Source organism: Aeromonas sp. 102P, from assembly GCF_051920345.1.
Taxonomy (GTDB): domain Bacteria; phylum Pseudomonadota; class Gammaproteobacteria; order Enterobacterales; family Aeromonadaceae; genus Aeromonas; species Aeromonas veronii.
Genome location: NZ_JBQBCZ010000001.1, coordinates 1,756,941 through 1,777,841 on the forward strand (window position 1 = coordinate 1,756,941; position 20,901 = coordinate 1,777,841).

The 20,901-nt window shown below is 60.5% G+C and carries 13 protein-coding genes and 2 pseudogenes; 9 read left to right on the plus strand and 6 right to left on the minus strand.

The window, feature by feature from the left end:
* Nucleotides 1-69: 69 nt before the first annotated feature.
* Nucleotides 70-1,008 (minus strand): LysR family transcriptional regulator, encoded by a 939-nt coding sequence (locus ACTG1K_RS08500; RefSeq protein ID WP_058057374.1) that lies wholly within the window; start codon nucleotides 1,006-1,008, stop codon nucleotides 70-72.
* Nucleotides 1,009-1,506: 498 nt separating this feature from the next.
* Here ACTG1K_RS08500 and ACTG1K_RS08505 point away from each other — a divergent pair, with 498 nt between their 5' ends.
* Entirely contained in the window at nucleotides 1,507-2,799 is a 1,293-nt protein-coding gene (locus tag ACTG1K_RS08505; protein WP_005338498.1) for an HAAAP family serine/threonine permease, read from the plus strand.
* Between the two features lie 91 nt (nucleotides 2,800-2,890).
* Here the strand turns inward: ACTG1K_RS08505 and ACTG1K_RS08510 are convergent, their stop codons facing one another.
* Both ACTG1K_RS08510 and ACTG1K_RS08515 read right to left on the minus strand, forming a co-directional pair.
* Nucleotides 2,891-3,610, minus strand: coding sequence for a substrate-binding periplasmic protein (locus ACTG1K_RS08510; protein ID WP_440005089.1), 720 nt, complete (start codon nucleotides 3,608-3,610; stop codon nucleotides 2,891-2,893).
* A gap of 91 nt (nucleotides 3,611-3,701) precedes the next feature.
* Nucleotides 3,702-4,724 carry an MBL fold metallo-hydrolase gene (locus ACTG1K_RS08515; RefSeq protein WP_440005090.1) on the minus strand — a complete coding sequence of 341 codons (1,023 nt, stop codon included), beginning with the start codon at nucleotides 4,722-4,724 and terminating at the stop codon, nucleotides 3,702-3,704.
* Nucleotides 4,725-4,876: 152 nt separating this feature from the next.
* On the opposite strand from ACTG1K_RS08515, the gene ACTG1K_RS08520 reads away from it, so the two are divergent.
* The 7 genes from ACTG1K_RS08520 to ACTG1K_RS08550 all read left to right on the plus strand — a co-directional run bounded on the left by ACTG1K_RS08520 (nucleotide 4,877) and on the right by ACTG1K_RS08550 (nucleotide 15,691).
* Complete coding sequence (locus ACTG1K_RS08520; RefSeq protein WP_440005091.1) at nucleotides 4,877-5,776, plus strand: LysR family transcriptional regulator; 900 nt, start codon at nucleotides 4,877-4,879, stop codon at nucleotides 5,774-5,776.
* Between the two features lie 101 nt (nucleotides 5,777-5,877).
* On the plus strand, nucleotides 5,878-7,158 hold the full coding sequence (gene yjeH, locus ACTG1K_RS08525) for an L-methionine/branched-chain amino acid transporter (protein ID WP_440005092.1): 1,281 nt from the start codon (nucleotides 5,878-5,880) through the stop codon (nucleotides 7,156-7,158).
* Between the two features lie 392 nt (nucleotides 7,159-7,550).
* Nucleotides 7,551-9,104, plus strand: a complete 1,554-nt coding sequence (cadC, locus tag ACTG1K_RS08530) for a lysine decarboxylation/transport transcriptional activator CadC (protein WP_204477588.1) — start codon at nucleotides 7,551-7,553, stop codon at nucleotides 9,102-9,104.
* Nucleotides 9,105-9,858: 754 nt separating this feature from the next.
* Nucleotides 9,859-11,193 carry a cadaverine/lysine antiporter gene (cadB, locus tag ACTG1K_RS08535; protein WP_440005093.1) on the plus strand — a complete coding sequence of 445 codons (1,335 nt, stop codon included), beginning with the start codon at nucleotides 9,859-9,861 and terminating at the stop codon, nucleotides 11,191-11,193.
* A 77-nt stretch (nucleotides 11,194-11,270) separates the two neighbouring features.
* Nucleotides 11,271-13,403, plus strand: coding sequence for a lysine decarboxylase CadA (locus tag ACTG1K_RS08540; protein ID WP_042079860.1), 2,133 nt, complete (start codon nucleotides 11,271-11,273; stop codon nucleotides 13,401-13,403).
* A 93-nt stretch (nucleotides 13,404-13,496) separates the two neighbouring features.
* Nucleotides 13,497-14,357 carry a pyridoxal kinase PdxY gene (gene pdxY, locus ACTG1K_RS08545; RefSeq protein ID WP_213390046.1) on the plus strand — a complete coding sequence of 287 codons (861 nt, stop codon included), beginning with the start codon at nucleotides 13,497-13,499 and terminating at the stop codon, nucleotides 14,355-14,357.
* A 114-nt stretch (nucleotides 14,358-14,471) separates the two neighbouring features.
* A protein-coding gene (locus tag ACTG1K_RS08550) for an IS3 family transposase (RefSeq protein ID WP_440005094.1) occupies nucleotides 14,472-15,691 on the plus strand; the annotation gives its coding sequence in 2 pieces (ribosomal slippage) (nucleotides 14,472-14,820 and nucleotides 14,820-15,691; 1,221 coding nt in all).
* A gap of 67 nt (nucleotides 15,692-15,758) precedes the next feature.
* Here ACTG1K_RS08550 and ACTG1K_RS08555 read toward each other — a convergent pair.
* Both ACTG1K_RS08555 and ACTG1K_RS08560 read right to left on the minus strand, forming a co-directional pair.
* Nucleotides 15,759-16,196, minus strand: a complete 438-nt coding sequence (locus tag ACTG1K_RS08555; RefSeq protein ID WP_257687151.1) for a PliI family lysozyme inhibitor of I-type lysozyme — start codon at nucleotides 16,194-16,196, stop codon at nucleotides 15,759-15,761.
* Between the two features lie 58 nt (nucleotides 16,197-16,254).
* Nucleotides 16,255-18,287: pseudogene (locus tag ACTG1K_RS08560) on the minus strand (M13 family metallopeptidase).
* 180 nt (nucleotides 18,288-18,467) lie between these two features.
* Between ACTG1K_RS08560 and tilS the strand changes: the two are divergent.
* Nucleotides 18,468-19,825 (plus strand): annotated as a pseudogene (tilS, locus tag ACTG1K_RS08565) (tRNA lysidine(34) synthetase TilS).
* Nucleotides 19,826-19,914: 89 nt separating this feature from the next.
* On the opposite strand, the gene ACTG1K_RS08570 reads toward tilS, so the two are convergent.
* The gene (locus ACTG1K_RS08570) at nucleotides 19,915-20,817 is read right to left on the minus strand and encodes a GGDEF domain-containing protein (protein WP_257687148.1); all 903 of its coding nucleotides are present in this window, start codon (nucleotides 20,815-20,817) and stop codon (nucleotides 19,915-19,917) included.
* Between the last annotated feature and the right edge of the window lie 84 nt (nucleotides 20,818-20,901).

Below are 20,901 nucleotides of genomic sequence, written 5' to 3' on the forward strand. Positions count from 1 at the left end.
GTTCTCTCGGGGAGTTCGATTATCGAACAGCTAGTCTAGATTAATACTTATTTGGTGATAATCAGGGTTTCACTTGATGAATTGCTGAGTATTACTCACTAATCCGGGGTTTTGGTAGTGCGCCTTGAGCATGTCGATCAGGATGCGCAGGCCGCTGCCCAGTTGATGCCGACTGGGATAGAAGAGGTAAAAGCCGGCAAAGGTAGGGCACCAGGGCTCCAGCACGGTGAGCAGTTTCCCTTCCGCGACCTTTTGGCTTACCTCCTCTTCCAGACAGTAGGCGAGCCCCAGCCCCGCCTCGGCGGCGCCCAGATAGAGGGCCGGGGTGCTGGTGGTGAGCGGCCCGGTCACTTCAATCTCCAGCATGGTGCCGTCGGCGGCAAAGGCCCAGCGATAGTGATGGTGCGGAGTGAGGCGATAGCCGATGCAGGCGTGGCGGCTCAGCTCGCTCGGGTGCTCCGGCGCGCCGTGCTCCGCCAGATAGGCCGGGGAGCCCACCACAAGATAGCGCTGGGGCGGGCCGAGGGGGATGCCGATCATCTCCTTGGGCAGCAGATCCCCATAAAAGAGCGCGGCATCGTAGCCATCTTCAATCAGCCGGGGCATCAGCTCCTGCTCCACTACCTCCACCTGCATCCGCGGATAACGGGCCAGATAGTCGATCAGCACAGGTGCCAGCAGACTGTCGATGGCGCCGCGGGGGGCGCAGAGCTTGAGCCTTCCCACCGGTTCATCGCTGTTGCGGGCCAGCTCGCAAAGCGCCTCTTCCAGGGTATTGAGGGTGGGGAGCAGCTGCTTGAGCAGCCGCTGGCCCGCTTCGGTCGGCACCACGGCGCGGGTGCTGCGGTTGAGCAGCCGCACCCCCAGACGGGCTTCCAGCCCCTTCAGGCTATGGCTGAGGGCGGAGGCGGAGACCCCGAGTTCGAGGGCGGCCTTGCTGAAACTGCGGTGACGGGCGACGGCGGCAAACACTGCCAGTTCGGCGAGATCGGTACGGGTAATGGTCATCATCAATCAACAAAAAGGCGTGAGTCACAAGGGTACGCCAAGGCCGTGCTGCACACAATCCGCGCTAAACGGGTGGCTTGTTGCAAATATGTAGCTGCTCGCAGGCCATTGATTCCAGTGAAACTAAGTTGAATTGTTAAAAAAAACTCACAATAAGGCGCTTTGAGTGTGATCTTGGTCGTCCGAAAGGCGACCAAAATCAAACTTTGGTTGATTAATTCAAAAAAACGCTGTGATTAATAAGGGCATTTAATTAAAGTCAGCCCATCAAGAGTGGCGCACGTTAATCGGTTGTTAAGTGAGACGGGCGCCGACCCTCAGGGTCAAAATCTCGCACTGTTGTTTGTTGCAATCCTGTTGTCACAAGGAGTGATGGCCAGGTTGCCGGGGGGCGAGAGGTTAATATCAAGGACGGACAGCAGGCGTTCCAGGGAGATGGAACCGGGCCAAGGCCCGACCAAACAAGAATCCCATTTTCCTAGATGACAGGAACAACGTATGTCTGACATGAATATTGCAGCTGATGGTCGTTTAGCCAGCAACACCTCCCGCGGCGTCAACAAGGCCGATGTGGTCTGGATGCTGGGTCTGTACGGTACCGCGATCGGTGCCGGTGTGCTCTTCCTGCCAATCAACGCCGGTGTCGGTGGCCTGTGGCCGCTGGTTGCCATGTTGATCCTGGCGCTGCCGCTGACTTTCTTTGCTCACCGTGGTCTGACCCGCTTCGTGCTGTCTGGCTCTACCCGTGATGGCGACATCACTGAAGTAGTAGAAGAGCACTTCGGCAAGACCGCAGGCAAATTCATCACCCTGCTCTACTTCTTTGCCATCTACCCGATCGTGCTGATGTATTCAGTCGCCATCACCAACACCGTCGAGAGCGTGATTGTTCACCAGCTGGGCATGTCTGCACCTCCCCGTGCCGTTCTGTCACTGGCCCTTATCCTCGGTCTGATGGCGGTTGTTCGCCTGGGCGGCCAGGTTATCGTCAAGGCGATGAGCGTGCTGGTATTCCCGTTCGTGCTCACCCTGATGGGTCTGGCGTTCTACCTGATCCCGCACTGGAACGGTGCCATCATCACTGAAGCTCCGGCCCTGTCCGACGCCTTCAACGGTGACTTCATCAAGACCCTGTGGCTGGCTATCCCGGTAATGGTGTTCTCCTTCAACCACTCCCCGATCATCTCCTCCTTCGCGGTGGACAACAAAGGTCGTTACGGTGAAGGTGCCGAGAAGAAGTGCAGCAACATCCTGCTGGGCGCCCACGTCATGATGGTAATGACCGTTATGTTCTTCGTATTCAGCTGCGTACTGAGCCTCTCCCCGGCTGACCTGGCTGCTGCCAAAGAACAGAACATCTCCATCCTGTCCTACCTGGCCAACCACTTCGATAACCCGGTTATCGGTACTGTGGCTCCGCTGATCGCCATGGTTGCCATCAGCAAATCCTTCCTGGGTCACTACCTGGGTGCGCAAGAAGGCATGAACGGCCTGATGGCCAAGGCGCTGCGCGAGAAGGGCAAGAACGTTGACACCAAGCAACTGAACAAAGTCACTGCCGTGTTCATGATCCTGACCACCTGGGCCATCGCCACCATCAACCCGAGCATCCTCGGCATGATTGAAGACCTGGGCGGCCCGATCATTGCAATGCTGCTGTTCCTGATGCCGATGTACGCCATCACCAAGGTTCCGGCCATGCGCAAATACGCTGGCAACATCAGCAACGGCTTCGTGACCATCATCGGCCTGATCGCCATGTCCGGTATCATCTACAAGCTGATTGCCTGATAACTCCGGTTACCAAGTTGAATGAAGAAGCCGCCTCGCAAGAGGCGGCTTTTTTTATGGGTGTTTGGGGCGCTGAGCGGATGCGGTATCGCTACTTCATCAGCTTCTTCACCTCGTCACTGGCCAGCGCCTTGTTGAATTTGTCCCGTGCCTCTTTCCCCTTGGCGGAGTTGGTAAAGCAGACGTGGAGGGACTTGTCCTCGAGGATCTTGCCGTTGAAGCCGAGGTTGGCGGCAACGTCCTTGAGTTGGGGATCGCTCTCCAGCAGATAGGTCATCACATTCTGGTCGATAACCGCCAGATCGAGCCGACCGTTGCCGAGCTTGAGCAGGTTCAGGCTGTCCGAGCTGGTGGCGTCAGCCGAGAGCGCCTTGCTGGCCACTTTTTCGTCGAACTCGGTGGTATTCACATAGCCGGTGACGACACCAATTTTCTTGCCCTTGAGGTCATCAAGGCTCTGCCAGGTGACCGGCTGATCGGCTCGCTGGGCAAAGCCGAGGGGGCCGTTACCTATGGGGTCGGAGAAGAGGCAACTGCTCTTGGGGTCGAGATACTCGGGGAAATAACCCAGTACCTCGGGGTTGTTGGTTGCCTCGTCCACGGCCCGCTGCCAGGGATAGAACTTGATGGTCAGCGGGTCGCCAGCCAGGGCAAAGGCTGCGGTCACCACCTGACTGCTCTTGCCCTGCTCAGGGAGGCTGGCGCTGGTGTAAGGGGGCCATTCAAGGCTGGTCAACACCGCCGCCTGCGCGGCCGTCATGCCGAACAAGGGAAGAGTGGCCAGGGCGAGGTGCTTCCATTTCAGGCTCATAGAGATAACTCCTTGTGGTCAAACACCCCTTAAAGATAGCCCCCGGTGTCGATTGCGGATGCCGGCCATGGCTGACCGGCATCCGTGCCAGCTATTTATTGTCGATATTCTCCGACTGCCAGAGGGCATAGCCCTTGCCGGAGGCCGTGGTGGGCAGATCAATCTGCATCAGGTCGTTGCCGATGACAAAGGGGCCCGAGTAGCGGGCGCGTAGATCCTGCGCCAGATCTTTGACCCTGATCTTGCCGTTGAGGCCGATATGGCTGAACACGGTCAGCGCCGGTTTGGCTTCGTTCATTACCCGGGCCGCCTGCTCAGGGGAGGCGAGGTGACCGGCGATCGCCTTGTAGCCGGGGTTGGCCTTCATCTGCTCGGCAGAGGTCATGGAGACGCAGTGCACCAGCAGATCGGCCCCTTTGGCCTGCTTCACTACTTCGGGGCTGTAGCGGGTATCGCCGGAGAGCACCACGCTGTGGCCGTGGTAGTCGATGCGATAGCCGAATGATGGCTTGATGTTGACCCCGTGGTCGTTGTCAAAGGCAGTCACCTTGACCCCGTCCTGGTCGTAGACCACCCCGGCGGTGACCTCGTGGCTGTTGATCTCCACCCCATCCAGCGGCGTTCCCTCATCCTTGACCCGGGTGGCGATGTCGGTGGCGTAGGCCTGCTGCAAGCCACGGGCGAGAGCTGTGGTGCCTTTGGGGCCGTAGAGTTCCATCGGCGCGTGGCGCTGGCCATAGGCCTGTTGCAGCCAGCCGGTCAGCCAGAGATCCGCCAGCCCGTTGGTGTGGTCGGAGTGAAAGTGGGTGAGGAAGAAGGCGTTGACCCGGCCGATGGGGATATGCAGCTGCCACAGGCGAGTGGCGGAGTTGCGGCCAAAATCGAACACCAGCTTCTGGTTGCCCGCCTCGATCAGAGTGCTGTAGCCGCCCCGGCTGATCTGGGGCACCGGAGTGCCGGTGCCGAGCAGGCTGACCCGAAAGATATCGGGCCGGGCTTGAGTTGCTGAGGCTGGGGCATGGTCGTGGTTGCTGATAAAGCTGCTCTCGGCAGCCTGACTGACACCGGTAGCCAGCAGACCGACCAGCAGGGCGGCCAGATAGGTGCTTTTCATGAGAATTTATCCTGTGGGGGAGGGATGGCATCACTGTATTGGTAACCAAAAGTTGAATAAATTGGCTAAAATCCATTTCTTACTAAACTTTTGGTTGTGAATCAGGGCTCGGTAGCGGGTCGTGTTACTCAGGAACGAACAAAGGAGCTGTTGTGGACCGATTGACCAGCATGCGTATCTTCACCCGGGTGGTGGATCTTGGCTCCTACAGCGCGGTGGCGAGCGAAGAGGGGATCAGCGCCCAGATGGTGGGCAAGCATGTGCTGGGACTGGAGCTGTGGCTGGGGGGCAAGCTGTTTCACAAGACCACCCGCCAGCAGACTCTCACCGAGCTGGGCCAGCTGTTTTTGGCTCGCTGCCAGCGGGTACAGGAGGAGATGGCGCTGACCGAGTCGCTCACCCAGAATCTGCTGGCCGAGCCGGCCGGACGGCTGCGCATCGCCGCCCCCCTCAGCTTTGGCCACCACCGGCTGGTGCCGCTGCTGCCCGCTTTTCTCGACCGCTACCCCAAGCTGGATCTGGATCTGCAGCTCACCCCCCGCTGGGTCGATCTGGTGGAGGAGGGGTTCGATGCCGCCATCCGCACCCTGCGCCCGCAGGATGAGGCGCTGATCGCCCGTCCGCTGCTGACCCAGCACTACCGCCTCTGCGCGGCCCCCGACTACCTCAATCGCCACGGCGTACCCCGTCATCCGGCCGATCTCGCTCGCCACCAGTGTCTGCACGGCAACTGGGGCGAACACGAGCGCTGGCAGTTTGTTGGTGAGGATGGTCAGAGCGAGGAGGTACGGGTCGCCTCGCGCCTGCGCATCAATCACTGGCCAGCCTTGTTGACGGCTGCGCTCTCGGGGGCTGGCATCACCTTGCAGCCGGCCGAACAGGTGCGTGAGCATATCGCTTCGGGGCGTTTGCTGCCGCTGCTTGGTCGCTATCAGAGCCCGGCCAAAACCCTCTATTTCATCTATCCGGCGGCGCGGCGGCAGGTGCTCAAGATCACCCTGCTGGGGGATTTTCTGGCCGAATCCCTGCAAGCTGGGCCCGAGCCTGAATAAAAGGCTGCATATTCTCGCCACCGCGCTTAACCATCGTGCTTAACAAAGGGGCGGTGGAGGCCTAACATGGCGGGATGTTTTTCTAGTCGGGACAAAAGGATATGTCTGGGTTGAAAAAGGATCTCGGGCTCTGGCAGGGGATGGGGCTGCTCGCCACTTCGCTGCTCGGCACCGGGATCTTCGTGGTACCGGCGACCGCCGCCTCGCTGGCGGGCGGGGCCTCGCTCTGGGCCTGGTTGCTGCTGATTGCGCTGGTGCTGCCCATCGCCTTTACCTTCGCTCGCCTCGGCCGCCGCTATCCCCATGCGGGCGGTGCGCCGCATCTGATCGGCCTCGCCTTTGGCAACGGCGCCGAGCGCTTCTCCGCCTTCCTGTTTCTGGCTGTGCTGCCGGTGGGGCTGCCTGCCGCCCTGATGATTGCCGCCGGCTTCTGGCATGCCCTGTTCGAGATGGGGGAGTGGACCCTCTGGGCCATCCAGCTGCTCACCCTGCTCGGGGTATTCCTGCTGGGGCTGCGCGGGGCGCGCTCCTCCGGCAATCTGCAACTGCTGATTGCGCTCGCCATTTTGGGGCTGACCCTGCTTATCTGGTTCAAGGGGGAGGTGAGCTGGCGCGATGCGGCCCGGCCGCTACCGAGCGCGGACGAGTGGCCCCCTATGGCTACCGCGCTGGCGGTGATGTTCTGGTGTTTTGTCGGGCTGGAAGCCTTCGCCCACATGGGGGAGGAGTTCAAGCGACCGGAGCGGGACTACCCCATTGCCCTGCTCGGCGGGGTACTGCTGGCGGGGCTCATCTACTGGGTACACTCGCTGGTGGTGCTCAAATATGGCCTCTACGGCGATGAGGCGAAAAACGCCACCGCTATCCCCTCCCTGCTGGCGCTGCTGTTCGGCCCCACCGCCAAGTGGCTGGTGGCGGTGCTCGGTTATCTCTCCTGCTTTGCCAGCATCAATATCTACATTCAGGGCTTTGCCCGGCTGATCTGGAGCATGGCGCGGGAAGGCAAGTTGCCCCCCTCGCTGGCTGTGCTCACCGCGCGCGGCGCGCCGCTGCGGGCGCTCGGTCTGGTGCTCGCCATCTGTCTGATCTGCATCACCCTAATCATCTGGCTGCGACTGCCGCTCGATGAGCTGATCCGCTACGCCAACGGCAATTTCGTGCTGGTCTACCTGCTCTGCATGGCGGCGGGCTGGCGTCTGCTCGGCGGGGTGGGCAAGGGGCTGGCAGGGATAAGCGTGCTGCTCTGCGCTCTGGTGCTGGTGGCGCTCGCCACTCAGGTGCTCTATGCGGTGGTGCTGAGTCTTGGCTACGGCTGCTTCTCGTTGTGGCGGCGTCATCTGCGCCGCAGTCGTCAGCAGAATGTGCTTCCGGTAGCGAAGTAACGTCTCCCCGATGGTCGAAGAAATGAGAAAGCCCTGATGTTCAGGGCTTTTTGATTCCGGCATATGGGATGTTCATATGAATACTAGTTGGCACGCTATTTGCCGAAAAGTGCGGTGTCGGATCAACTCAACGGCGATTTATAGCCAAAAAAAGTGGGATCCAGCTCCCGTTTTGCTTAAAGTGATCTCTTCCGATCCCGGTGGTCGGAATGCCCGCAAGGATGCCCTTCAGACGTAAACAGGATGGCTTGGCCAGACTGACTCTCAGAGATGTGATTGCTTCGGTTCTCTTTTTATCTGTCACCTGTGGTGATAGCGCCTTGTTCCGTTCAGTCAGCCCGGGTTTTGCGTCTCTCTCATCGTGCATTGTCACCATCTGCAGCGAGTGAATCATGAGCGAATCGGTTTTTGAGATCCACGACTGGACCCTGAGCGTTGACGACAACATGTTGTGTCGCCCCGACCGCGAGGTCTACCTCGAACCCAGACTGGTCAATCTGTTGCGGTTTCTGGCCCACAATGCCGGCACCGTGTTTGGCCGCGATGCCCTGATCAACGAGGTGTGGGATGGCGCCGAGGTGACCGATCAGGTTGTGACCCAGTCCATCTTCGAACTGCGCAAGATCCTCAAAGATGGTCGCACCGATGCGACCGACTATATCGTCACCGTGCCCAAGCGCGGCTACAAGCTGGTGGCACCGGTGCGACCGCTGCAGGTGGTTTCCGTGGTGATGGCGGACGAGCAGCCCGCGCCCGCGGTCAATACCGCTCTCTCCGACAACCCGACTCTCTCCGATCTGAGCCCGCCTGCGGCTCTTCAGGATGATGATGCACAGCCCAATGTCGCCCCTTTTCCCGCCGGGCCCCTGACCCGCGCCATCTCCACCCATGCCAAGGATGCCCGCAGCCGCTGGAAGATGGTGAGTTTCGATATCTTCGTTGCCATCGTGCTGATCGCCATTGTCAGCATGCTCAGCTACCAGCACACCAGCCCCCAAGTGCATGCCATGCTGGATCCCAATCTGCTGGTGTTCCGCTTCCACTCCGGCATGGATGACAACAACGAGAACGTGCGCCTCGCCGATGGCATTACCCGCGCCCTGATGGGGGAGGTGGCGGTGGCGACGCCGCTGCGGGTGCAGTACGGCGCCACCACTCTGATGGGGGGCATCATGCCCGGCAAGGAGCTGAGCGTGCGGGTCACCCGCCAGCCCCGTGGCACCTATCTCGATCTGGAGTATCGCAATATCAACACCAACCGGGTGCTGTTCAGCCATCAGTACCAGCTCAGTCGCCACAGTGTGCACGGCGTGTTGCAGGCGAGCAGCCAGGATCTGCTGCGTGCCCTCGACCAGCCCGATGCCGAGCCGGGAATGGGCTGGCCGACCGATGATGCCTCCCTGATGGCGATGATGGAGGCGCAGTACTACATCAACAGCCGGGATCCGGTCGCCCTCAAGCGGGGCATCGATCTACTGGAGCAGGCGCTGATTGCCCATCCGGATCAGCCGCTGCTGTTGGCGGAGCGCTATCTGGCTGGCGAGGCGCTGGCCACCCTGGCGGGCAAATCCGAGAGCGAGCGACTGCAGGGGATTGGCACCCATCTCGCCAGCGTGGTGCAAAACAGCGGCGCCCTGCCAGCCCGGGTGTGGGAGGCGTTGACCCTGCAGGCGATCCTCAACGGCCAGCAACAGCAGGCCAACTATTTGCTGGAGAAGGCGGCGAGTCGCGGCCGCTCGGTGCTCTACTACATACTGCAGGGCAAGCTGGCGGAGCTGGACGGTCGTCCCGAGGCGGCGGGTGATGCCTACAGTCAGGCCTTCCTGATGGAGGCGACCGAGCAGACCTATCTGCTCTGCCAGCAGCTCGGTTTTTACAGCAATATGGAGAGCCTCACCCCGGCTCTGTTCAATGCGCTGGGTCAGAGCAAGGTGAAGCTCTTTTAACACCGCAGTTTGGCTTTCCCCCGGTCGGTGCGGTTGCCGACCCCATCCACAGGCTGCCTTCGGGCGGCCTGTGCTGTTTCTGCTTGTTTCAATCCTGCTTGTTTGCCACCGGGGATAGTCGCTCTGGTGCGTCATGATTTATCCCCCGCAGCTCCCCACTATCCCCACTTGCCTTTGCCTTGCACGCGGCATTCGCTGCACTCGAGTTTGCTCGGCTTTACGCCGCGCACGCAGCTTGTGACATCTGCTCATTGTTGGTGGCGGGATAAGCTGTCTGTCTCGACCCATTTTCATTGCTTACCGGTTATCGCCGTTGCGCTTTACCTCTGAGTTTGGATTGTGATGAGCCGAGCGGAGGGGCGAACAGGAGGTGAGCGGCCACTCAGGGTGATGATCCGCAGGGCTTCCAAATGGCCGCAAGGGCAGGGGGCGCAATGGGAGCTGCTTTATCCCGGGTTTATCTGGCCAAAAATATCAAGACGGCGAGATAAGGGGGTTATCAAGGGGCAAAAACGGGGCGAAAGGATATCAAGGTTTTATCAAGATGGCTGTGTGGGCGGATGTCAATTAACTGTTTTTAAATGGTTTTTATCGAAATCGACGAGGCGGCGAAAAAAGTTGGCTCATATTTTTATCCGTTAGCTGGTCTTTATGTTTTCCGGGGATGAGAGGCCTAGTCTGTGCCCATTCTTTGGCGGGGCGTTCCGCCAAATGTGTATGTGACGACCCGACCTTTTATAGAACCGGAGATCTTATGTCCCTAGATACGAGCAAGAAGATTGGCCTTATCGCCTGTACAGGTGTGGTGGCCGGCAACATGATGGGGAGTGGCATCGCGCTGCTGCCTTCGGCACTGGCCACCATCGGCTCCATCTCTGTCTTTAGCTGGGCAATCTGTCTGGTAGGCGCCATGGGCCTCGCCTTTGTCTTCGCCCGCCTTGCTACCAAGAACCCGCAAGAGGGTGGCCCCATTGCTTACGCTGGCGAGATCTCTCCGGTGTTCGGTTTCCAGACCGGTGTGCTTTATTACCACGCCAACTGGATCGGTAACTTGGCCATCGCCATTACCGGTGTCTCCTACCTCTCGGTCTTCTTCCCCATTCTCAATAGCCCAATTCCGGCCGCCGCTGCCACCATCGCTGCCGTCTGGATCTTCACCTTCGTCAACCTGCTTGGCGGTAGCTGGGTTAGCCGACTCTGTACCCTGGGTCTGGTGCTGATCCTGCTGCCGGTTGTCGGTACTGCGGTGATGGGTTGGGGTCATTTTGATGCCACCGTCTACAGCCAGAACTGGAACACCACCAGCGGCAGCGACCTGCATGCGGTCATCAGCGCCGTGCTGATCTGCCTCTGGTCCTTCGTCGGTGTTGAATCTGCCGCCGTCTCTTCCGGCATGGTGAAGAACCCCAAGCGTACCGTACCGCTCGCTACCATGCTGGGTACCGGTATCGCCGGTATTATCTACATCCTCTCTACCCAGGTGATCAGCGGCATGTTCCCGGCCGGTGAAGTGGCTGCCTCCGGCGCCCCGTTTGCCATGGCCTCTTCCGCCATCTTCGGTAGCTGGTCTGCACCGTTCGTCTCTGCCTTCACCGCTCTGGCCTGCTTCACCTCGCTCGGTTCCTGGATGATGCTGGTGGGCGAGGCGGGCAAGCGTGCCGCCAACGACGGCAACTTCCCGAAAATCTATGGCGAAGTGGACAAGAACGGTGTGGCCAAGAAGGGTCTGATCCTGGGCTCCCTCAAGATGACTGCCCTGATGGTTGGCCTGACCGCCTTCACCTCCCAGTCCGCCCACGCTGCCGATCTCTTCAACGTGCTGACCACAGATGCAGTGCTGCTGACCATGCTGCCCTACTTCTACTCCAGCATTAACCTGATCCGCTTCGAGGGCATGACCTCCCGCAGCATCGGCGCGATGATCTTCTCCGGTGTGGCCTGTGTCTTCTGTCTGGTGGCCCTGATGGGTGCCAAGGGTTCCAACCTCACCGCTACCTTCGTGGTGTCGCTCATCATCCTGATGTTCTACGCCAAAAAACAGGGTCTGCGTCAGCACGACGCCCTGCTCAACGAGCAACCCAGCAACTAATTCCCCCTTTTATCTTCCGAGCGCTCTTCACTCACCATCCCTGATGGAGAGCGCCCCTTTACGTGTGGAGCATCAAGATGAATATCATTGCCATCCTCAACCACCTGGGCGTTTTCTTTAAAGAAGAGCCCATTCGCCAGCTGCAAGCCTCCCTCGAGCGCAAGGGTTTCGAGGTTGTTTATCCGGTCGACGTCGCCGACCTGCTGAAACTGATTGAGAAGAACCCCCGCGTTTGCGGCGCCATCTTCGACTGGGACAAATACTCCCTGGGTCTGTGCAAGGAGATCCACGATCGCAACGAGAAGCTGCCGATCTTCGCCTTCGCTAACGACCAGTCCACCCTGGACATTCACCTGACCGACCTGCGTCTGAACGTCCACTTCTTCGAGTACCGTCTCGGCATGGCCGATGACATCGCCCTCAAGATGGGTCAGGCCACTCAGGAGTATCAGGACGCGATCCTGCCGCCGTTCACCAAGGCACTGTTCAAGTACGTGGAAGAGGGTAAATACACCTTCTGTACTCCGGGTCACATGGGCGGTACCGCCTTCCAGATGAGCCCGGCCGGCAGCATCTTCTACGACTTCTACGGCCCGAACGCGTTCAAGGCTGATGTCTCCATCTCCATGCCGGAGCTGGGGTCCCTGCTGGATCACTCCGGTCCGCACAAGGAAGCCGAAGAGTACATCGCCCGTACTTTCAACGCCGATCGCTCCTACATCGTTACCAACGGCACCTCCACCGCCAACAAGATCGTCGGCATGTTCTCCGCACCGGCGGGCAGCACTGTGCTGGTTGACCGCAACTGCCACAAGTCGCTCACTCACCTGATGATGATGAACGACGTGACGCCGATCTACTTCCGTCCGACCCGCAACGCCTACGGCATTCTGGGCGGTATCCCGCAGAGCGAATTCAGCCGCGACACCATCGCTGCCAAGGTTGCCGCGACACCGGGTGCCCAGGCTCCCCGTTACGCCGTCGTCACCAACTCCACCTATGATGGCCTGCTCTACAACACCGGCTTCATCAAGGAGAGTCTGGATACCCCTTACATCCACTTCGACAGTGCCTGGGTGCCTTACACCAACTTCAGCCCGATCTATGAAGGCAAGTGCGGCATGAGCGGCGAAGCGATGCCGGGCAAGGTGTTCTACGAAACCCAGTCCACCCACAAGCTGCTGGCAGCCTTCTCCCAGGCCTCGATGATCCACATCAAGGGTGACGTGGAGGAAGAGACCTTCAACGAAGCCTTCATGATGCACACCTCCACCTCGCCGCAATACGGCATCGTGGCATCGACCGAGATCTCTGCTGCCATGATGCGTGGCAACACCGGCAAGCGTCTGATCAAGGACTCCATCGATCGCGCCATCTCCTTCCGCAAAGAGATCAAGCGTCTGCGTGATCAGAGCGAAGGCTGGTTCTTCGACGTATGGCAGCCGGACAACATCGACACCGTCGAGTGCTGGAAGCTGGATCCGAAAGATGACTGGCACGGCTTCAAGGACATCGATGACAACCACATGTACCTGGATCCGATCAAGGTTACCCTGCTGACTCCGGGTATGGGCCGTGACGGCCAGCTGCTGGAGAAGGGCATCCCTGCCTCTCTGGTCTCCAAGTTCCTGGACGAGCGCGGCATCGTGGTCGAGAAGACCGGCCCTTACAACATGCTGTTCCTCTTCTCCATCGGTATCGATCAGTCCAAGGCGATGCAACTGCTGCGCGCCCTGACCGAGTTCAAGCGTGGTTATGACCTGAACCTGACCATCAAGAACATCCTGCCGAGCCTCTATCGTGAAGATCCGAGCTTCTACGAAGGGATGCGCATTCAGGAGCTGGCCCAGAGCATCCACGATCTGACCTGCAAATACCGTCTGCCGGAGCTGATGTTCAAGGCGTTCGACGTGCTGCCGGAGATGAAGATGACCCCGCATGCTGCATGGCAGCAAGAGCTGGCGGGCAATCTGGAAGAGGTGCCGTTGCGTGACATGGTTGACCGCATCAGCGCCAACATGATCCTGCCGTACCCGCCGGGAGTTCCGTTGGTACTGCCGGGCGAGATGGTGACCCAGGATTCTCTGCCGGTGCTCGAGTTCCTCGAGATGCTGTGCGAGATCGGTGCCCACTACCCGGGCTTCGAGACCGATATCCACGGCCTCTATCGTCAGGCCGATGGCAGCTACACCGTCAAGGTGCTGCGTTAATCGACAGTGACAACAGTCGAAAGTGACAACAACGGGCCGCAAGGCCCGTTTTTCCCTCCGGAATTCCTGTTCTTATTGCGTGAGTCGCCAACCATGAAGCGAGTGCTCTCCATTCAATCCCACGTAGTCTTTGGCTGTGCCGGCAACAGCGCCGCCGTTTTTCCCATGCGTCGCCTCGGGATCGAGGTGTGGCCGATGAACACGGTGCAGTTCTCCAACCACACCCAATACCGCGAAGGCTGGCAGGGGATGGTGATGCCCGGCGGCCATATCCGTCAGCTGGTAAACGGCCTGGCGGAGATCGGCGTGCTGGCCGAGTGCGATGCGATCTTGAGCGGCTACCTCGGCTCGGCCGAACAGGGGGAGGAGATCCTGGCGGCGGTGGCCCGGCTCAAGGCGCTCAATCCGGCCGCCCTCTATTTTTGTGACCCCGTGATGGGTCATCCCGACAAGGGGTGCATAGTGGCACCCGGCGTCGCCGATTTTCTGAAAAACCGGGCACTGGCCTGCGCCGATATGTTGGCCCCCAATCTGCTGGAGCTGGAACAGCTCACCGGCCGCGATATCCGCAATGTGCCGGAGGCCATCGAGGCGTGCCAGCAACTGCGCGCGCAAGGGGTCAAGCTGGTGATGGTCAAGCATCTGGGCAAGGCCGGCTTTGCCATGGACCGCTTCGAGATGTTGCTGGTGTGCGAGGAGGGAACCTTTCATCTCTCCCGCCCGCTCTACCCTTTTGCTCGCCACCCCATCGGGGTGGGGGATCTGCTGAGCGCCACCATGCTGGCCAATCTGCTGGCCGGTTGTACCCCGGTAGCTGCGTTCGAACTTACCAACGCCAGCGTGGATGCCGTGCTGGCTCGCACCTGGCTGGCGGGGGCCTACGAGCTGCAACTGGTGGCGGCCCAGCATGAGATGGCGCTGCCGCAGGTCTCCATCCGGGCGACCCGCCTCTGAGCTGTTTGCGCCAACAGCAGAAACAACAAAGCCCTGATCATCAGGGCTTTTTATATGTCAGTGTCCCGTCCTGAATATGGTTTACACCTTTCCCCCCAATAAATGGAGAGCCCGATGGGACAAGGTGTGAAACGGACACAGCGCGATTACTCGCTGACTTTTAAACTGGCGCTGGTCGAGCAGATTGAAAAAGGCGAGCTCACCTATAAACAGGCTCAGGTGCGTTATGGCATTCAGGGCCGCTCCACCGTTCTGGTATGGTTGCGTAAACATGGTCGGCAAGATTGGAGCCAGGGGGCTTCTGTACGTGCCGGCAGGAGCATCACCATGCCTGACCCCGACAACCAGACGCCCGAACAGCGCATCAAGGAACTCGAGCAGCAGCTGGCGCTGATGAGTCAGAAGGCTCAGTTCTTTGAGGCCGTCGTCGATGTACTGAAGAATGACTACGGCGTCTCCATCGTAAAAAAGCGACCCGGCAAGTCCTCTCGCAGCGGCAAGTCGAGAGGCTGACCATTGTCAGGGCTTGCCTGTTTCTGGGGATAAGCCGGCAGGCTTACTACAAGCGCAATCGGGTTGCCGACGAGCGCCATGCACAAGGGCTACAGGTGGTGCGCTTTGTGCGTCAGGTTCGACTGCGACAACCGCGGGTCGGCACTCGCAAGCTGCATTATCTGCTCCAGGGTCAGGATGATGGCGGGCTCAAGGTCGGGCGTGACAGGCTGTTTCAGATATTGGCCGAGCACCGCCTGCTGGTGCCACCCAGACGGGCGTATCACAAGACCACCCACAGTTTTCACCGTTTCTACCGTCATCCCAACTTGCTCAAGGCGGGGTCAGAGCAGGTCACACCGGTGGCCCCGGAGCAGGTCTGGGTCGCTGACATCACCTATCTGCCCGCCAGGAGCGGGCCGCTGTACCTGAGCCTGGTGACGGATGCCTACTCACGCAAGATAGTGGGCCATCACGTGCACGAAGGAATGCACGCGGAGTCGGTTGCGATGGCGTTCAAGAAAGCGCTGAAGCAACGGCGTGGCAGCGGTGAACTTATCCATCACTCAGACCGCGGCGTGCAGTATTGCTCTGGGCTGTATCAGTCACTACATGAACGGTACGGGGTGAAATGCTCGATGACGGATGGGTATGACTGTTACCAGAATGCGTTGGCGGAGCGGGTGAACGGGATTTTGAAAGGAGAGTTATTGTTGCAAAGCCCGCAGGATTTGACGCAAGCGCGGGAAATGGTGCGTGAAGCGGTGGATATTTACAACGAGGAGCGGCCGCATCATGCGTTGAAATACAGAACCCCCGATGCGGCACATAGGGGGTTCTGAGTAGAGAAATGCTAGTTGAAAATGTGTAAACCTATTTCAGGACTAGACACAGATGTCGGGAGAGGGCTTAGTCTTGCGGGCTTTTGAGCGCCTTGACCACATCCTCTTTGGGCTCCAGCTCCTTGACCTGATTAAAGATCTCCAGCTCCCCTTGCGGGCTGACGGTGTAGGCATCGGCATCCTGATAGCTGCCGCTACCGGCGCTCTCGATGATGACCACCAGCTCGGGCTGCTTGTCGCCATTCAAGTCGACCAGTTTCAGCTCCCTGATAAAGCCGTTGCGGGCCATCACCTTGCCATCCTGAAACTCATCCAGTGGAAATTTGGCGTTCTGGCCCGAATAGAGCCGCACGTCATAGCTGCCGATGGAGGCGGGCTCACCCACCCCCTGCGCCACCCGGATCACCTGCCCGGAGGGGAGGGTCAGTTGCTTGCTAAATCCCTCTTCGGCTTGTGCCGCCAGCGGCAGGGTCAGCAGCCCTGCCATCATCAATGCTCTGTTCATCTTGCAACCTCTTGCTGTCTCTTGAGTGCGGGCTCCCGGGGAGCCCGCCGTGATGCTGTTACCAGATCTTCACCCGCTTCTGGGGCGGCAGATAGAGCTTGTCACCCGGCTGGATGTTGAATGCCTCGTAGAAGGCGGGAATGTTCGGCACCACGCCGTTGACCCGGTACTCGGGGGGCGAGTGGGGGTCGGAGCGCAGCAGCATCTGCATCAGCTCGGGGCGATACATCCCCTTCCACACCTGTGCCCAACCGAGGAAGAAGCGCTGTTCGCCGGTGAAGCCATCCAGCACCGGCGCCTCCTTGCCATCCAGTGACAGCTCGTAGGCTTTGTGGGCGATGGTGAGACCGCCAGATCGCCGATGTTCTCACCCAGAGTGAACTGGCCGTTGACGAACTGGCCGTTGATGGGCTCGAAGCGGTTGTACTGGGCCACCAGACGGCTGGTGCGGAAGCGGAACTCCTTGAGATCTTGCGGTGTCCACCAGTCGCGCATCATGCCGTCACCGTCGGATTTGGCCCCCTGATCATCAAAACCGTGGCCCATCTCGTGGCCAATGACCCCGCCGATGGCGCCGTAGTTGACCGCATCATCCGCCGTCATGTCGAAGAAGGGGGGCTGCAAAATGGCCGCCGGGAAGACGATCTCGTTGTTGCTCGGGTTGTAGTAGGCGTTCACCGTCTGCGGCGACATGTGCCACTCGTCCCGGTCCACCGGCTTGCCGAGGCGCGCCAGACTGTCTGCGTATTCAAAGGCTTGCGAGCGTTGCAGGTTGCCCACCAGATCATCCGGTTTGATGGTGATGGCGCTGTAATCCTTCCACTTGTCGGGGTAGCCGATCTTGGGGCGGAACTTGGCCAGCTTCTCGAGTGCCTGCGCCTTGGTCTCGGGCGACATCCAGTCGAGCTCCTTGATGCTCTGACCGTAGGCGGTGCGCAGGTTCTCAACCAGCTGCTCCATCCGCTCCTTTGCTGCTGGCGGGAAGTAGCGGGCCACATAGAGCTGGCCGACTGCTTCACCCAGATGATCGTTCAGCACCCCGAGTGCCCGCTCCCAGCTGGCGCGCTGCTTGGGCGTGCCGCTCAATGTGGTGCCGTAGAAGGCAAAGTTGGCGCGGTCGGTCTCGCTGTCGAGATAGGGGGCGTAGTCGGTCAGCAGTTGCCACTTGAGGTAGGCCTGCCAGTCGGCGATGGGGGTCTGGGCCATCACCTGATCCAGCGCGCTCAGATAGGTCGGCTGACCGATGATGAGCTCCGGCTGGCCAGCGATGCCCGCGGCATTGAGATAAGCCTGCCAGTCGAGATGGGGGGCGAGCCGTGCCAGTTCGCTGACGGGGCGCTTGTTGTAGTTCTTCTCCCGATCCCGCAGCGCGACGTTGTCCCACTGGATGGTGGCGAGCCGGGTTTCGAGGGCCAGAATCCGCTTGGCCTTGCCGCTCGGGTCAGACTCTCCGAGGCGGCTCAGCATGGCGGCGATGTGCTGCTGGTACTTCTGGCGCAGGGCCTGGCTGTCGGGATCCTGCTTGAGGTAGTAGTCCCGATCCGGCAGCCCCAGTCCACCTTGATAGAGGTAGACCGCATAGCGGTCGGGGGACTTGGCATCGGCGTCGATCCAGATGCCGAACGGTGCGCCGCCGCCCATGCGGCCCGACTGGGCAAAGGCGCGGGCCAGCGCAGCCTGATCACCGATCCGGTCGATATCGGCCAGCGCCGGTGCCAGCGGGGTGAGCCCCTTGGCGTCACGGCCTGCCTGATCCAGATAGCTGGCGTAGAGATCGCGGATCTGCTGGGTCGGCGTGTCGGTGGCTGCCTCCTGCTTGGCCAGCTCCTCGACCAGCACCCGTACATCGGCGAGGGATTTGTCCCGCAGCATGTAGAAGGCGCCATCGGCGGGACGATCGTCGGGGATCTTGGCGGTGGCGAGCCACTTGCCATTGACGTAGCGGAAGAAGTCATCGCCGGGTTTGACCTGGGTGTCCATATTGGCCAGCGCCAGCCCGGAGTGTTTGGGGGCGTCTTGCGGTGCCTGACTGCAGCCAGCCAGCAGGGCCAGTCCAATCAGGCCAGCCAGTAAGCTTTTCTTATTGTTCATCTTGTTTGATTCCAATTCGGGTTGTTTGCTTCCCTGCCCATCTTCCTTGCTCCAACCGGTTGTGCGACCGCCTTGCGGTCAGCCTGGTGGAGAGGGCGGGCGAGCCTCACTCTAGCAGCAGGGTTGCAGCTTGATAAGCCCGACTCTGCTAAGATCGGCCGGTCCGTTTTGGGGAAGCCTATGATTTCTCATCTTTATTCTCGCTTTTGTCTGACTATGCCAGCGCCGGAAGGTTCCACCGGTCTGCTGGTGGCCTTCAGTGGCGGCCTCGACTCCACCCTGCTGCTGGTGCTGGCGGCGCAGTATGCCCGCCAGCACAGCCTGCCGCTTCGCGCCCTGCACGTGCACCACGGCCTCAGTCCCCATGCCGATGAGTGGGTCGCTCATTGTGAAGCTGTGTGTCAGCAATTGGCGGTGGAGCTGCTGGTCGAGCGGGTGACCCTGATCCGCGGCAATGGCGAGAGTCTGGAGGCGCAGGCCCGCACCGCCCGTTACCAGCGACTGACAGCTAGGATGCGGGAGGGGGAGTGGCTGCTCACCGCCCACCATCAGGACGATCAGCTGGAGACCCTGCTGCTGGCCCTCAAGCGCGGCGCCGGTCTGCGTGGACTGGCGGGGATCCTGCCAAGCCAGCCCTTTGCTGGCGGTCTGCTGCTGCGGCCGCTGCTCGATATGAGTCGTGCCGAGCTGGCCGAGGCGGCGGCGAGCCTCCCCTTTGGCTGGGTGGAGGATGAGAGCAATCAGGACGTGAGTTATGACCGCAACTTTTTGCGCCAGACGCTTATCCCCCAGCTCAAGGCGCGCTGGCCCGCCATGGCCCAGACCGCGGCGCGCAGCATGGCTCTGTGCGCCGAGCAGGAGGCGCTGCTGGATGAACTGGCAGAGAGTGACTGGCAGCTGGCGGGCGAGGGGGAGGCGCTCCATATCGGCCCGCTGCACGCCCTTTCACCCACCCGGCGCAACAACCTGCTGCGCTACTGGATCCGCCGTCAGGGGGGGAGATGCCATCCCGTGAGCAGCTTGCCCGGCTCTGGCAGGAGGTAGCGCTGGCGCGCGGCGATGCCAATCCCCAGCTCAACTGGGGGCGCCAGAGCTGCCGCCGTTTTCAGGAGCGGCTCTATCTGGTGAGCCCTGATCTGCAACCTTGCCATCAGGTATTGCCGTTGACCGTGGGTGAGCCGCTGACCCTGCCGGACGGGTTGGGTGAGCTGGTGGTGCGCATTGCGGAGCACGGCGAGGATCGGCTGCGTTCCCCCCGAGCGGATGAGCCTCTCTCGGTGCGTTTTCAGGTGGCGCCCGGGATCCCCCTCAAACCGGTGGGGCGAAGCGGCAGTCGGCGGATGAAGAAGCTGCTGCAGGAGTATGGCGTGCCTTCGTGGCAGCGGGGGCGCATCCCCATCCTCTACTATGGCGAGCAGGTAGCGGCGGTGGTGGGGCTCTTTGTCTGCGACGGTTTTATGGCGCAGGGGGCCGGGCTGGTCTGTCACTGGCAGGGGGGCGGTGCAGCTCCGGTTTTGCCCGAGCAGGATCTTGCCTGAGGTGATCTCGGTGTGAGGGGGGATTAGCCCCAAAAAAAGAAGCTCCGGTCACATGGCGCGCATGTGCCGGAGCAAAGAAGAGTTCGGGATTATTCGTTAGGGCTGGCCTTGCCGGCTTTTTTGCGGGCGTAGAGGTGACTGTCGGCCGCCTCGTAGAGGCTCGGCACATCGACCCCGGATTGCCAGCTGGCGGCGCCAAGGCTGCATCCGACCGAGAAGGTGCTGAGCTCCTTGTTGGTCATCAACATATGCTGCAGTCGCAGCCAGACCGGGCGCCACGCCTCGGGTTCGGCCGGTTGCAGCAGCAGGGCAAATTCATCTCCCCCGAGCCGGAAGGCTTGATCCGTGCTGCGGATACACCCCTTGAGCAGCTGGGCGAAGCGGCTCAGCACCAGATCCCCCACCGGATGGCCCCAGGTGTCATTGATCTGCTTGAAGCGATCGAGATCCAGCAGCACCAGCACCAGACCGTGGGGCTCTCGGCTGTGCTGCTCGATGGCGCGGCCGATGGCCTCGTCAAAGTAGGAGCGGTTGCCAAGGCCGGTCAGGTGATCGAGCCGGACCAGCTGATCCAGTTTTTCCAGCCGCAGATAGAGGGGGAGCAGCAGGCAGAGCAGCTGATGGTATTGCATCAGTGCCCGTTGCTGACTGCCGCTCAGCGGATGTTCCAGCTCGTAGTGAAGTTGGCCGAGCAGCTGGCCGTGCTGGCCGCGCAGCTCGAACGGATAGTTGTGCAGGTTGAGGGTGGCCAGCGGCGGGTGCTGGATCAGCACATGGGGCTGGCCACAATCGAGGTAGAGACCGTGGATCCTGACAATTCTTGCCGCACGATCGGCAAAAGTTGTCAGCAGACCGCCGAGATCGCTCTGCCCCAACAACTGCTCGAGCAACTGGTTGCGTTCAACGCTGGGCAACGGCGTGAGCCGCTCCATCTGGCGAACCCACTGCTCGATGCCATGGCTAAAGCCATTAAGTGACGACGTATTTTCCATGGTCTTCCACCTGTAACACCTGACTACTGTCTCCTCCCTGCAATTGGCATGCCCAATATATCTTTCCTGCCCGCCAGATCGGCT